The 13,612-nt window shown below is 65.6% G+C and carries 14 protein-coding genes; 9 read left to right on the top strand and 5 right to left on the bottom strand.

What is annotated here, in order from left to right; genetic code table 11:
• Window positions 1-69: 69 nt before the first annotated feature.
• Together BMY97_RS39665 and BMY97_RS39660 are read left to right on the top strand one after the other, a co-directional pair.
• Entirely contained in the window at window positions 70-909 is an 840-nt protein-coding gene (locus BMY97_RS39665; RefSeq protein ID WP_091627999.1) for a class I SAM-dependent methyltransferase, read from the top strand.
• Window positions 906-1,457: an NUDIX hydrolase gene (locus BMY97_RS39660; RefSeq protein ID WP_091627998.1), complete on the top strand. Its 552-nt coding sequence runs from the start codon at window positions 906-908 to the stop codon at window positions 1,455-1,457. Before BMY97_RS39665 ends, BMY97_RS39660 begins: the two co-directional genes overlap by 4 nt.
• 21 nt (window positions 1,458-1,478) lie before the next feature.
• On the opposite strand, the gene BMY97_RS39655 is transcribed toward BMY97_RS39660, so the two are convergent.
• The 4 genes from BMY97_RS39655 to BMY97_RS39640 are packed head-to-tail and all read right to left on the bottom strand — an operon-like array spanning window position 1,479 to window position 4,505.
• Window positions 1,479-1,994 carry an NUDIX hydrolase gene (locus tag BMY97_RS39655; RefSeq protein WP_245787741.1) on the bottom strand — a complete coding sequence of 172 codons (516 nt, stop codon included), beginning with the start codon at window positions 1,992-1,994 and terminating at the stop codon, window positions 1,479-1,481.
• Window positions 1,995-1,999: 5 nt separating this feature from the next.
• A complete protein-coding gene (locus BMY97_RS39650) occupies window positions 2,000-3,235 on the bottom strand; it encodes a hypothetical protein (RefSeq protein WP_091627996.1) in 1,236 nt (411 codons plus the stop codon).
• 59 nt (window positions 3,236-3,294) lie between these two features.
• The gene (locus BMY97_RS39645; RefSeq protein ID WP_091627994.1) at window positions 3,295-3,699 is read right to left on the bottom strand and encodes a hypothetical protein; all 405 of its coding nucleotides are present in this window, start codon (window positions 3,697-3,699) and stop codon (window positions 3,295-3,297) included.
• Window positions 3,666-4,505: a hypothetical protein gene (locus BMY97_RS39640; protein ID WP_091627992.1), complete on the bottom strand. Its 840-nt coding sequence runs from the start codon at window positions 4,503-4,505 to the stop codon at window positions 3,666-3,668. The genes BMY97_RS39645 and BMY97_RS39640 overlap by 34 nt, the downstream gene beginning before the upstream one ends.
• Window positions 4,506-4,739: 234 nt before the next feature.
• Between BMY97_RS39640 and BMY97_RS39635 the strand changes: the two genes are divergently transcribed.
• Window positions 4,740-5,558, top strand: coding sequence for a hypothetical protein (locus BMY97_RS39635; protein ID WP_091627991.1), 819 nt, complete (start codon window positions 4,740-4,742; stop codon window positions 5,556-5,558).
• A gap of 37 nt (window positions 5,559-5,595) precedes the next feature.
• Here BMY97_RS39635 and BMY97_RS39630 read toward each other — a convergent pair whose 3' ends face one another.
• The gene (locus tag BMY97_RS39630; RefSeq protein WP_091627989.1) at window positions 5,596-6,486 is read right to left on the bottom strand and encodes a hypothetical protein; all 891 of its coding nucleotides are present in this window, start codon (window positions 6,484-6,486) and stop codon (window positions 5,596-5,598) included.
• Window positions 6,487-6,594: 108 nt separating this feature from the next.
• Here BMY97_RS39630 and BMY97_RS39625 point away from each other — a divergent pair, with 108 nt between their 5' ends.
• The 6 genes from BMY97_RS39625 to BMY97_RS39600 all read left to right on the top strand — a co-directional run bounded on the left by BMY97_RS39625 (window position 6,595) and on the right by BMY97_RS39600 (window position 13,472).
• Window positions 6,595-7,398, top strand: a complete 804-nt coding sequence (locus BMY97_RS39625; protein ID WP_091627988.1) for a hypothetical protein — start codon at window positions 6,595-6,597, stop codon at window positions 7,396-7,398.
• On the top strand, window positions 7,395-8,612 hold the full coding sequence (locus BMY97_RS39620) for a helix-turn-helix domain-containing protein (RefSeq protein WP_091627986.1): 1,218 nt from the start codon (window positions 7,395-7,397) through the stop codon (window positions 8,610-8,612). Before BMY97_RS39625 ends, BMY97_RS39620 begins: the two co-directional genes overlap by 4 nt.
• A gap of 135 nt (window positions 8,613-8,747) precedes the next feature.
• Window positions 8,748-10,643 carry a KAP family P-loop NTPase fold protein gene (locus BMY97_RS39615; RefSeq protein WP_091627984.1) on the top strand — a complete coding sequence of 632 codons (1,896 nt, stop codon included), beginning with the start codon at window positions 8,748-8,750 and terminating at the stop codon, window positions 10,641-10,643.
• A complete protein-coding gene (locus BMY97_RS46490) occupies window positions 10,643-11,416 on the top strand; it encodes a hypothetical protein (protein WP_143086399.1) in 774 nt (257 codons plus the stop codon). The genes BMY97_RS39615 and BMY97_RS46490 overlap by 1 nt, the downstream gene beginning before the upstream one ends.
• On the top strand, window positions 11,416-12,708 hold the full coding sequence (locus tag BMY97_RS39605; protein ID WP_091627981.1) for a hypothetical protein: 1,293 nt from the start codon (window positions 11,416-11,418) through the stop codon (window positions 12,706-12,708). The genes BMY97_RS46490 and BMY97_RS39605 overlap by 1 nt, the downstream gene beginning before the upstream one ends.
• Window positions 12,705-13,472: a TatD family hydrolase gene (locus tag BMY97_RS39600; protein ID WP_091627980.1), complete on the top strand. Its 768-nt coding sequence runs from the start codon at window positions 12,705-12,707 to the stop codon at window positions 13,470-13,472. Before BMY97_RS39605 ends, BMY97_RS39600 begins: the two co-directional genes overlap by 4 nt.
• Window positions 13,473-13,612 lie beyond the last annotated feature (140 nt).

Genomic DNA, 13,612 nt, shown 5'->3' with positions numbered 1-13,612 from the left:
CCCCGCCTGGCTCATCAGCGTTTCGTCCGCCCTGAGCCCGGCCCTGCACCATGAAGCGAGGTATCAACGATGGCGCCCCTGGATGCCGTTGTCGGCTGGGACGAGGACACCACTGCCGAGGCGTACGCCGCTTTCACCCGCGACTTCCCCATGTACGGAGCCACCAGCCGAGATCTTGCATACCGCGCCGGTCTTGCCGGCACTCGCCTGGTGGTCGATCTGTGCGGCGGAGCCGGCGCCACCGCGGAGGCGATCCTCGATCTCGTCCCCGTGCACGCCCACGTCATCTCACTCGACAGCGCCGCCGCCATGCAACGCGTCGGCCGCCGCACCCTGACCGACCCGCGCCTGACCTGGGTCACCGCGCCGGCCGAAGACCTGGCCGACCACGTGCCCGATGCCGCCGACGCCGTCGTCTGCAACAGCGCGATCTGGAAGACTGACGTGCGCGCGGTGTTCGCCGCGGTCCGGAGGGTTCTTCGACCAGGTGGTCGGTTCGTGTTCAACATCGGCGGAGGCTTCGCCGGAGTTCGACACCCCGACGAGTCCACCCAGCGCACCGGGCAATCGCTGAACTCCCTGATCCATCAAGTCGCGGCCCGCGACTACGGCTACACCCCGCCGCAGGCTGCCGAAGAGCGCCCGAAGCTCCCGCTGGAGGCGGTTGTCGAGTATCTGTCCGCAGCCGGAATGTCCCTGCTCGACAGCGAGACCGTTGCCCAGTACAGCACGATGGCCGAGAAGAAGGCGTGGCTGTCAATTCCGATCTTCGCCCGCCCCGACGGGGAGTTCACCCACGCCCAGCGGATGGACATCCTGGACAAGGCGTACTCGCTGACCTCGCCCGACGTGCCGACCGTGACAAGCTGGCTCGTGGTGGTCGCGCAGCGCCCGACGGAGAAGCGTTGACCGCCGCGCCGCCGACTGGCAGTTGCCACAGCAAGACGAAGCGCTGCGACCACGCCGCGGTCGGAGTGCTCATCTCCTCACCGGCTGGGCTGCTCGTCTTCGAACGGGTGAGATTCCCTGTCGGGATCGCCCCGGTCGCCGGCCACGTCGACCAGCACGGAGGACCCGAACAAGCCGCCCGCGCGGAGGTCGCCGAGGAAGTCGGCTTGACCGTAACCTCTCTTCACCTGCTGACGACCGCGTGGCGGCCCAACCGGTGTCGTCGACCCACCAGCGACCGCGCCGGTCATCACTGGTCGATCTATCGAGCCGAGGTATCCGGACAGATCCGGCCTTCCACCAAAGAGGTGCGCGCTCCCCGATGGCTGTCCCCGGAACCGCTCCAGCAGCACGCGCACCGCACCGCGGCCTACGCCGCGGGACGGCTGAGCGAGGAGCAGTTCATAGCAGAGCCCGGCTTGGAGCCAGTGTGGGTCCGATTCCTTCACGAACTTCAACTGGTGACGCTGCCCGACGACACCCTGAATCTGATCGAAAAGGTTCTCTGATCGTGCTTCGACGGGCAGGTCTTAGCGCGTTCCGACCGAGTGCTCTGCCGCCAGTCGACGCACGTACGTACGGATGCGGCCGCGGTCCTCTGGGAAGGCGCTGTTCCACTCCTCATCGAGGTTGACCCACTTCGGCGGCTGGCCGCTCTCCCCGCCGAGCGGCACGTCGAGGTCGATAACCGCGCCGTAGGACAGCCCTAGCGTCGGCTCCCAGTCCGCGCGATACGAGCGGACGGCAACGGCGGCCGGGAGGGGCAGCAGATCCGCCGATACCCCGGTCTCCTCGACGAGCTCACGGGCCGCGGCGGCGCGTGGCATCTCACCGGGTTCGACCGTGCCGCCGGGCGGTACCCATCCCCGCACGCGATGCTGCACGAGCAGGACGTGGCTATAGGTCAGGTCGGTGACCCAGACCTCCGCCGCGAGCGGAGCTGTCAGCGTCGGATGGGCTCGCAGCCACGCCTGAGCGTCATCGAACTCCATCGCAGCGAGACGAGCATCGGCGACCGCAGCTTGCACGGTCATCTTGTCAATCACCTGGCTTACCCTATGCCCGCGGTGGGCAGCGACGCCCACCAGGAGAGGAGGCAGCTGCGGGTCAGATGAACGAAGGCATCCAAGGTCAGCGGAAGGTCGGCGTTGCGCCAGCCGAGTCCTCCAGCGTGCCAGACCGGTTCGCTGTCGTCGGCGCCACCCGAGTGCTCGGCACCGGCTACGAGGGGTGGCATCAGCAGCGGGGCGGGGAATTGGACCCCGCCATGCGGCCGCGCGCTGCGGTGTGCGTAGATCATTTCGACCCGACGCCACAGGTCGGCCTGATCGACCCAGTCCACTCGGATCCAGGCTGGACCGGCCGGCCGAACGGCTGGAGCGACCGGCGGGAAGTCAACGAGCAAGGTGTGAAGCTTCTTCTCCGCCCTGGTCCGGCGACGGTGCAGCTCGGCGGCATGCTCCAACGCCTCCGTGCCTTTCGCGGAGGCTTCCTCGAAGTTCTTCTTACCTTTGTCCTTTCGCAGCAACTCGACGGCGTTAACGTGGTCCCGGTCGTGCCGGTCGGCGGCCAACTCCAGGGCGGTCACGCAGTGGAGCCATGCCAGCTCTGGGTCGTGATCGCAGACCCAGAGCGCGTCGGAGAATACCGAAGCCGCCCGGACCATCGTGACGGCGTGCTGCGCGCTCACCTGGCGCAGGTCGGCCACGCGTGGCGCGACGTCGTCGAGCGAGACCAGCTCCTGCCCGCCCACGGGAAGGCGAACGATCGGCCGCCCGCTCCAGGCTCGCGGCGGCAGCGTAGGGACAACATGCTCGACGAGGTCGGTGCGGCCCGCAAGGTCGTCAGGTCTGTAGCGGCGGATCGTGCCGCCCGAGCGCATCCGCACTCCGAGGAGCAGGCTGAGTACCGCAGCGAACTCCTGGTCGACGTGCATCCCGAGCCAGTAATCTTGGGCGTTGTCGACTAGCACCGCGTGGTCTGGCCGCAGCGGCGCGTCGGACTCGTCGTACTCCCACCAGCGCAGCACGACCCGCGCCGCCGGAACCGCTGGGTCGGCAAGCGAACCGACCGCTACCTGAACGGTCGCCGCCCCGAGGTCGAGCCTGTCTTGCGCGGACGCGAGCCGACTGTCGGTGTAGAGCAAGGCTTCCTTGCCGGACGTCGCCTTCGCCCCGGACGCCTGTGCGCGCAGCGTGCGCCACAGGTACGGACCAGGCTCGACATGGACGGTCGCAGGTGCCGTGTGATCGATCGCGCTGTCGGCATCGTCGTGTTCCCCGGCCATCGCGTCCCTTCGTGCCCACACCAGAGCCGGGCGGCGCGAAGGCCCGGATCGGTACTATCCTACCCCTCCGAAGTCGCCTTGACCTGCGGTTTTCCGTTAAGGGCAGCTGCTGGAGCGATGGCCTCGGCTTCGAGCTCAATCTGTGGGCCGATGCCAATGAGGATGGCGTCCTCGGAGAGGGCGCGCTTGTGGCGTTCCTTCTCGGCGCGTGCTTTCGCGTACAGCACGCGGCTGAGAGGTTGGAGCTCGGACCACCGGGCAAGGACGGCCTCGTCACTGCTGTCCGGCTGTTCCTCCCACCAATCAGTCATCCGTAGGTGTGCGAGTTCGTCGCCGTCCGGAAAACCCTCGTGCTCCAGACAGGTGAGGATGCTGTACCAGGCTGCGGCGAGATCGGCGTGAGGCCAGTTGCGGAGGTTGTATTGGTCCTTCAGTTCGTGGCAGTCCAGGCAGGCTGGCACCACTTGGTCACCGCCAGCTGATCGGGGAATTGGGAAGTGGTCGTGCTCGTGTCGACGCGACGCGACGCCAATACTCGCTCGCAATAGAAGCAACGCACGCAACTGCAACGAACGGATCGAACGATGCGGCAGAGGTTCTCGGTGCTGTTGTCCTCTTCGCCTTGCGGACCGGCGCGGAGGAGCGTCGGGTCGATCGCCGGGCGTGCCCCGCACTCATACGCGGCGGCCTCTTGATCGTGGCGTGCGCAATCGTCGGCATGTCCGGACTCGCAGTCGCTGGGGTGGCCGTAAGGACCATGATCGGTGATCTTCTGGTTGCAACTCCCACAGCGCCAGGTCAGCGTCTGCATCTTGGCCAATCCAGGGGTCTGCCCTGTCACCGATTCGAACGCTTTGGCTCCCGAGATCGTCCAGTTCGGGAACTCTTCGCGGACGATGACCGAGCTGGCAAGCTCGCCCCAGGACCACCCCGCGCCCCGGGCTTCGCAGGCGACCCTCATGAGAAGGCGGGCAACGAGGTCCATCGCCCTGCGGGTGGTCCTGGCACGCAGCTCAGGGCTGACCAGCCTTGGGTCGGGCAGCCAGTCGCGCGCTCCGAGAACCGTTGCCTCGCGCAGTGCGATCAGGCGATACACGGCGGTACGGACGATGTGGTTTTCTATCCTGCCGAGTTCACGGCCGTCCGCCTTGACGCACTCGGGATCGACCTGCCACTGCCGGTAGTAGTCCTCGCGAGGGACATAGCTGTCCTCATGAGGCAAGTAGCGACGGTTCTTCCCGGCACGTTCTTGGGGCGCGCTTGCGGACATCGGGCCGTCCTTTTCAGGGGTTCGTCGAGCTGCTCGACCGTAGCGGTCGACACCGACAACGACGGACCAACGATCGGACAGCAAGCACCTCCGCCGAAGGGCTAGATCAACAGCGCCCAATCCCCCGATCGAGCGGCTTCGATAGGGGTTCAGCTGCGAACTGCAAAAATCCGTCACCTCAGCGGTGCGTCCGCGGCACAATCAGCAACCTGCACGAGATGAGGACATGCCGCTGTGGATCAACTCAAGTTCGAAACCGGCCTCGGGACCTACAACGTCACCGTCGCCCCCGACAGCGTCTGGATCCATAAGGGGTTGGGCGCGCACTACCTCCAGCTTCAAATGGTGGTGGGCGTGCCCGAAGTCGGGCCAGAGGCGGGTCGGCTGCTCATGCTGGAGACGACCCTGTACGCCGCGATGGCCAACGGACTTCGCGCGCCGCTCGGCTCAGCGACCGCGACTGTGCCGTTCAAACCGGTCGGCGAGATCCGTCGGGAGGACCTGCGCTACCTCCTCTCGAACGCGCAACTCCTCGCGCTGGAACAGTCCAGGACGGGCGACTTGCGCCTGCAACTGCAAGTTCGCGGAGTGCTGCCACAGGCCAGCGGCTTCCCTGGCGCTCCCGAAGCGACCGAGCACATCGGCATCGCTGAAAGCAGGTGGCGCCAGCAGCTCGCTGGCCTCGGCCGCACCCTGGGCGTCGACATGCTGATCCCCTTCCCTGCGGATGACGAGCCGCGCAGGGAAGTGGCCGACCTTTTGCGCGAAGCTCAACGTCTGCTGGGTGGCAACGAGCTCGACGGTGCGATGCTGCAGGTTCGCAGGGCACTCGAAGCGATCACACCACTCAGCGGCTGGAACTGGCCTGGGCAGCGGAAAGACAAGCGCGACAGAACCGCGGACGAGCGGTGGGCCTGGATCCGCGCGGCCTTGGAGGACCAGGCCAGCGGAGCGCTACACGGTGATGCCGGCACGAAGGACTACTCCTACAGCCGGGCGGAGGTCGAGACCCTGATCGGCATGACGGCGGCGTTGTTGCACATCGTGCCCTGACCTTCTCGACCGAGTAGAGCTCCTCCAGATTCGGTTCCTAAAGATCGTTCGGGCTGATGAACGTCGAGATGTCGGAGCTCGGAGTGCAAGGCTGCTCCAGTCGCCGTCCGCGTTCCTCCTCGGACCACTCGTGCACCTCGGGTGGCGCATACGACGGATCAGCCCACTCGCAATGTCGGCACACGCCCGCCATGACGTCGTAGGAATCGCATGCTCCGCAACGCTTCGGCGCACGTCCGAGTCGGAGTTGCGCGGCCGTGAAGGTGCCGAGCAGGTGCTCGACAGCCTTGAGGCCGATTTCAGCGTCCATGCGGATGGCGTTCTTGGCGTGAGTGAGCCAGTTGGCGTACTCCCACGTCTCGATTGCCAGCTTCTTCAGGTATGAGCGTAGCCGCGCCGCGGATTCGCCGCCCGCCAGCCTGTTGGCCAGCAGGTCTGTCCAGCCCTTGAAATCGGAAGCCTTCGGCGGGACCTGGCCCTCCGGCACCAGGTCATCGTGTCGGGTCTCGCCGACAAACGAGACGAGGCATTCACGGAGCCGGACGCCGACCGACTGAAATGCCTCGGCCTCGTCGCCGCTCTCGTAGGCGTCGAACGCCTGCTGCCAGCGCCGCCAGGCCCCCGGCAGCAGTTCGGCCACATCGGGGGCGACCGGCACGTCGCGCTCCTGGGCGTACTGCACGCGCAACATGAGCCCGACGTGGAAGGTCAGCACCACGTCGCGACTCTTGAAGTCGGCCTGGTCGTAGAGGTTGGTCGGGTTGGTGACCACCCACCAGCGGCTCTCCCCGCAATGCACGTCCCAGATGTCGTGGCGCACCGGCCCGACCAGCTCGGACGCCACTTTCTCCAGGTGGATGACGTCCTTGTGGGCCTGGGTTTCCACGTAGATGCGGATCTCGTCCTTCTCGCGCTCGGTCGCAGGCACCTCGACAGCATCCCTTCGTTGGGCGTAGCGGTGTTGTTCGCCGCCGCGACACGCCGACACGGTTGAGTATGACGCGGCAATTACTGGTTCTGGTGTAGCTTGAGCGCCGTGAGCGAACAGCAGGATGTTATCGCGGAGCTCGGCGACGTCGGGGTCTTGGCCGGAGTGCGCTGGGCGTACGTGTCGGCGACCACGCGGTCCCTGGAGACGTACTCCGAGGCCGATGGCCACGATGCCGCCTGGCTCGGTAACACCCGGTACACGCTGTTCCGCGATCGTCTAGACCGCGTGTTCGCTTGTGAGCGCTACGCGGTGCGCTCCGGCAACGACGACGCCGACCTCGACCTGCTGTACGACCAGCTGTCCGAGCGCGACGTCGACTCCATGCCGCGGCTGCATGCCGGCCTTGTGCGTCGCGCCAACCTCAACGGCAGCCCTGGCTGGGCACATGGTGAGATTCGGTTTCTGCTCGCCTCGTGCGTCTTCGGCAAGCTCGACCGGCTGCCCTGGCCGCAGAAGAGCCCCACCAAGCGGCGGGTGGCCAAGCAGCGCAACCCCGAGCCACCGCAGCCCTCGCTGTTCGAGGATCTGGTTCCGGAGGAGATCGGCGGCCTGGAAGCCCTGCTGAACACCGACCACGACCTCGACGTCAAGACCTACGTCGTCGCACATAGCCTCGACGCGCTTAGTCAACAGGCCGAACTGGTCTTCGGCCGCGCTCGCCTGAACGCTGGCGGTGGTCAAGCGTGGCACTGGCGCCAGAACCTCCTGGACGCCCCGCCCGCTGGTGGCGGTCGCCGTACCGACGACGCGCCGCTCCCGACGGGACCGAACACTGTGCCGGATGCTCCGGTCCGCCTGCGTCGGTCCGTGGAAGAACGTCGTAACAACCGCAGTAGTGGTGAAGGGTGAGTTCTCGTACGCCATCGCTTGACCGGGCGGCGGAGGTCGCTGCGTTCTTCGACGGAGCCCGCCTGACGCTAGCCAGGCACCTGGCGGGACTCCGCAAGAGCGACCTCGCTGCCTTGGTCGACAAGAGCCCCACTGCGGTGGCGGCATGGGAGTCCGGGGCCAAGCGACCCACGGCCGCCACCGTGGCGCAACTGGCCCTGAGCTTGTCAGTCGATCCGGGGTTCTTCGCCGTCCGACCAGAGGACGTCGCTGCACTGAGCACCACGCCGCACTTCCGCTCATTGCGCTCGACCAGTCAGCTCGCCCGCGACCAGGCGTACGCCTACGGGCAACTGGCCGTGGACATCGTGACCAGCCTGGAGCGCCACGTAGAATTCCCCGACCCTGAGGTTCCTAGCCTCCCAGTGTCAGCCGATGACCGAGACGGCAACGGTCCGGAGCGCGCCGCACACCTCGTCCGTACGGAATGGGGAATCGAGTCCGGGCCTGCCGGACACCTCATCCGGCTGCTAGAAAATCGCGGCGTTCTGGTGGTATTCAGCCCATCCCAGACGGCCTCAGTCGATGCGTATTCGTTCGACAGCCGCCTTCGGCCGGTCGTGATACTAAACCCGATCAAGCGGGACTACTACCGCCAGCGCTTCGACGTTGCACACGAGTTGGGGCATCTCGTCATGCATGGCGACGCCGAGCCAGGCGGGCGCATCGTCGAGGACCAGGCGCACCGCTTCGCTGCCGAGCTGCTGATGCCCGCTGACCAGATTCGCGACCTGCTCCCGACCACCATGGGCGGTAACGTGTGGCGGACACTGGCCCGACTCAAGGAGCAGTGGGGCGTCAGTATCCAAGCCCTGCTCTACCGCGCCCGGTGGCTCGGCCGGCTCAGCGATGTGTCCTACCGCAACGCCATGACGACCATCTCGGCTCGCGGTTGGCGCCGGAACGAACCTGGGTTGATCACAGTCATCGAGCAGCCGTCGCTCCTGCCGCGAGCCGTGGAGCTGCTCGCGCAGGAAGACATCGACGGGGCGCAGCTGATCGAGCAGTGTCGAGTGCCTCCGGATCTCTTCCGCACCGTAACGGCACGCACTCCCGACAGCGACTCACCCACATCGACCGCGTCACCAGCCGGCACCCACCAAACGGGCGGCCGGGTGGTTTCGCTGCTAGAGCGACGCCGGGCAGCGGCGGAGGGGGAAACCAATGAGGCGTGATCTGCAACTGGCGCGTTGCGGCGGTATTCGCAGGACTACGGAAACCTGCTACAACGCAAGCGTTCGAGCGCTTCACAGCACCCGCTTCCCAGTCTCCTCCACACATCAGATTCCGTGCTGCGCCGGAGCGTCGGCATGACGACCGCCCCGCACTCCGGCCTATGGTCCGACGATCCGGCCAGTGTCGATCTGCTGTCCTTCGACGCCGTCGCTCACACCGTCGCTGACGCTCTGCTTGATGAGGCGCTTGATCCGGTTGCTCTCGGCCTGTCCGGGAGCTGGGGCAGCGGCAAGACGACCGTACTTGGCTTGGTTGCCCAAGAGCTCGACCGCCGCAGCACCGCCGAAAAGAAGGTGCTGGTCATCCAGACCGACCCCTGGCGTTACGACCCGTCAACGGGTGCCAAGGAGAGCCTGATCGCAGAGGTGCTGGACGCGCTGGCTGCCGAGGTCGCCGGTTCGGCCACCAAGACCGACAAGGCCAAACAGCTCCTTGTCCGGCTCGGCAAGCGCATCGACTGGGCCAAGGCGATCAAGCTAGCCGCCAAGTCGTCGTTGACCTTGCAGATCCCCGACTTCGACAAGCTTGTCGAGTTGGTGAAACCCAAGGAGGGCGACAAGGAGTCGGTAAGGGGCCTGGAGGAGTTTAGGGACGAGTTCGGAATGTTGCTCGCCTCCGAAGATCTCACACACGTGCAGGCGGTTGTCGTCCTAGTCGACGATCTCGACCGCTGCCTACCGGAGACAGTTGTGGAAAGCCTGGAAGCGATGCGTCTCTTCCTGGCTGTGCCCAAGATGTCGTTCGTGATAGCTGCCGATGAGGAGCGGGTGGCGGATGCCATCCGTACCCGGTTTAAGGCCACGGGGCGGCCCGACGAGAGCGACGATGAGCGGCAAGACCCCGCCACGCTCTACCTGCACAAGATCGTGCAGACCACCATCCCGCTGCCGGCCCTGAGTCACTTCGACACTCAGGCGTACCTGCTGCTTCTCCAGATGCACGCAACTGCCCAGCCCGAGCAGTTGACCACGCTCATTGAACGCTGCACTCAGATCAGGCGCGCCGGTGGCAGCGTGGACGACATCGGGGAGGTCGATGGGCTGGACATGGAAGACCAGCTCGCCTTCGCAACCCGTTTGACACCACTGCTCTACGAGAAGCTTCGGGGCAACCCGCGCTACATCAAACGATTCCTCAACGACCTGCATGTCCGCCAGTCTGTGGCCTTGCGCCGAGGTATCAGCCTGGACCCTGCAGTGGTCGCCAAGCTCATGACCCTCGAAGCGTTGATGAAGCCCGAGTTCAAGCTGCTGTTGGACTGGTTTGCCAAGGGCGAGATGCGCGACCACCTTGAACGGCTGGAGGACGAAGCCGGTCGGCCCGCGCAGACCAATACGACTGCCACCGAGCAGCAGGATGAGGCCGATGGTGCGGTCGAGGCGGGATCGCGACCGCGTCGCGCCACGTCCACCCGCCGTTCGCAGGCAGCGATCCCAGCAACGTCAGGCCAGTTCTCCCAGGCCATGGTGCGCTGGGCCAGGCTGGCGCCACCGCTGCGCGGGCTCGATCTCTCGCCCTATCTGACACTGGCCGCAGCCTTCGCCGGTGTAACCCTGATCGACGACAGCCTGCCGGAGCAACTTCGCGACATCGCCGCGAACCTGCTTTCGGAATCCCGGCGCGAGCAGGCTTCGGTCACTGACGCCGAGCTCGATCAGCTGGGCGACGGCGATATGACCGACCTGCTGCGGCACATCGGACGGACGATGCGCGACCAGCCCACCAAACAGAAGGCTGGTGTCAACGCCATTCTGCGCATTGCCCGGCGCCGGTCGGAGGTGGTGGCCACCGCCCGAGATGCCCTCCTGATGCTGCCGCCAAACGAAATCACCATCGCCACCCCGATCCAGTTCAAGCCTGACGACCCTGCACCGATCCGCGGTGTCCTCACGACCTGGAAGGGCAAGCTGCCCGACGGCAAGATCAAGCGAGCGGTCGAAAGCGCACTTCCGAACCGAGAAACGGTCTAATGGGCACCAGCGGGGCCTACTCCGGTAGTGGTGGCAAGGATGGCAAAGCTGTTCGCGACACCATCACTGACTATCTCGATGGCCTATCAGGTGCTGACGGGCCTGGCCCCGATGGGGAACGGCCGCCGCTCGATGCGGCGGCGCTCCAGCGCGTCGTCAACCTGATTCGCCCCCGCACGGCGAGTGGCGGGGGTGATGGTCCCGGTGGTGGGGGTGCGGTCGGCAGCGGGACCGGATCGCGCAGTGGCGGTGGTCCGCACCGAACAGCCGCTAGTTCAGCCCGCACTGCTGGGCGCGCCGCAGCGGCGGCCTACGCCTACAGCACTGGCGACGCGGCGACCCTCCAACGCCTCGGCCTGGACTACAGCGAGCTGCGCAGCCTCGGCGACGAATTCGAAGTCCTGCGCCGCATCGTCGACATGGCCTGCAGCACACCGGACAGCACCATTGAGGACCACGAACAGCGTCGTGTCGCAGCCGACGTTGCCGAATGGGTCATGGAGCAACAGCGGGACGGGTACCTGCCGCCCCTCGACGAAATGGTCCGGCAGACCATCGCCGTCATCATCGCCGAGACCCTGCTCGTCGAGACGGGCGACCTCGTCAACAACCACGACCACGCCGACATTGCCGAGCGCGATATCCGCGACGCCGCGGAAGTGATCGCCTCCCAAGCCGACCTGTCAGTCGACGGAGCGACCGAGGATGAGATCAGCCGCGCCGTCGAGGCCGGCTTGGAGAGAATCCGCGGCATCATTGGAGGAAGCAGCTGATGCCCCGGTTCACATTGCGCCTGTCTGCAACCGATGACGTCCCTGCAGCCGAAGCCACCTCCTCGTTCTACTGGCTCAACGATCAGCGCTCGTCATTCACCGCAGGCGTCGGCCCGAACCTGGAACAGCTGGGCGCGGTGCCACCGCTCAACGTCGATGTGGTCCGGATTGCACTAACGGCGCTGTCCGCCGATCGCTCCGTACTGCGCGAAGGCCGGGGCTCGAACTGGAACCAGCGTCAGCTCGACCTGGAGATACCCGTCTCAGACTCCGCAGCCTGGAGCAGCGCAGCCGACGAACTCGCCCGAGTGCTCGGCTTCCTCAGCGGCGACCGCTGGACACTGTCGTTCACCCAGCAGGAACACACGACGACCGTCACTCCTGCCGGAGCCGACCCTGTACCTCAACGTGTTGTCCTCCTCAGTGGAGGAGCCGATTCAGCAATCGGAGGGTTGATCTCGCGTTCACTGCTTGCCGAAGGAGAGCGTCATGTCCTGCTCTCGCACTACAGCAGCACGGTGCTCGCGCCCATCCAGCGCCACATTGCTTCCGAGCTTGCGCGGCTTATCCCCGGCCCAGACCAGCGACACACGGTGGTCCACATTGGACGCCGAAGTGAGCGGATCGATGGCTCGCCGTACCCGTCCGAACCAACAACGCGGTCGCGCTCGCTGCTCTTCCTCGCACTCGGGCTAGCGGTCGCCGCCATCCATAAGATTCCATTGTGGATACCCGAGAACGGCTTCGCCTCTATCAACCCGCCACTCGGCCCGGAACGCCTCGGCAGCCTGTCGACCCGTACCACGCACCCCAAATTCCTGCAGGACTTGACAACTGTACTGGCCAAAATTGGCGCACACGCGGTCATCGAGAATCCGTTCGCGCACACCACCAAGGGCGAGATGTACAACCAGGTCGTGGATCTTGTTGGTCCAGTTGAAGCGTCAGCTTTCCTGAGCGCCACCCACTCCTGTGCACTGAGTGGCCAGTGGACGCACGGCATTTCACCTGGGCGACCCTGCGGAATCTGCTTCGGATGTGTCCTACGACGGGCATCCTTCGCGGCATCCGGTGTCACTGATCGCAGCAACTACATCGCACCAAACAGCGAGCCTGCGGTGAAAAAGTGGCTTGACAGCAAGTCGGTCGAGCAGCCAGTTCGCAGCTTCATCCATCGAGGCATACGGATGCGAGACCTTGCCGCGCTGAGCCTCCCTACCGACTACCCCCTGCGGGATGCGTTTGACCTCTGTCAGCGCGGAATCCAGGAGCTCCGGAGCCTCTACCCATGAGACGCATCCCACCAATCGACATGCACGCCCACATCGAGCCCGATATCTCGTCCAGTGATCTGCTGGCGTTGGAGGCGCTCGTCTTCGCGGCGACCCGATCGCTCGACGAAGCCGAACGCGTGCTGCAACGGACGGACTCCTGGACCGTCTGGGGCGTAGGCTGCCACCCCGGCCTCGTCAGTGCACAGAGGGCATTCGACGTAGATCGGTTTGCGGAACTCATCGCCCTAACGCCATACGTCAGCGAGGTCGGCTTGGACGGCAAGTCTCGCGTACCAATGGGCACGCAACGCGCAACCTTGGATGCGATGCTGACGGCAATGCAAGAGAACCCCCGGCTTACGAGCATCCACAGCTTCGCGGCTACTGACACGGTGCTTGAATGCTTGACGGCTCGACCAATCCACGGTGCAGTTCTGCACTGGTGGCTCGGCAACCGAGAACAGACCAAACAGGCAATCGATCTTGGCTGCTACTTTTCCGTCAACGCATCGATGCTGCGGCAGCAAGATTTATTGGCCAGCTTGCCCCTTGACCGGGTCCTTGCTGAGACCGATCACCCATTTGGCGACAAGGCCGGCCGCCGGGAACGCCGGCCGGGCAACGTCGACAGTGTTGAACGAGCTTTGGCTCAGGTGCACGGGGTTGCGCCCGACGACATCCGCAAGGTGACCTGGCGCAACCTCTCACAGTTGGCCCGCGCCACGAAATGCGGTGCACTCCTGCCGCGGCCAGTGCGGATGACGCTCGTCGCAGTCGCGTAATGGCCCTTACACGATGTCGGCGAGTTCGCGCTTGATCGGATCGAGGCGCTCTCGACGATGGCCGAGCAGTAGCAGAAGGCTTGACACCCCTGGCGCGCTCATGAGCTTGGGCGGTCACGCTATAGCGGGCGAATCAGGCA

It is taken from the genome of Amycolatopsis saalfeldensis, from assembly GCF_900110575.1.
GTDB classification, from domain to species: Bacteria; Actinomycetota; Actinomycetes; order Mycobacteriales; family Pseudonocardiaceae; genus Amycolatopsis; species Amycolatopsis saalfeldensis.
The sequence above is the reverse complement of the archived record's forward strand: the minus strand, read 5'-3'. Positions and strand labels throughout refer to the sequence as shown.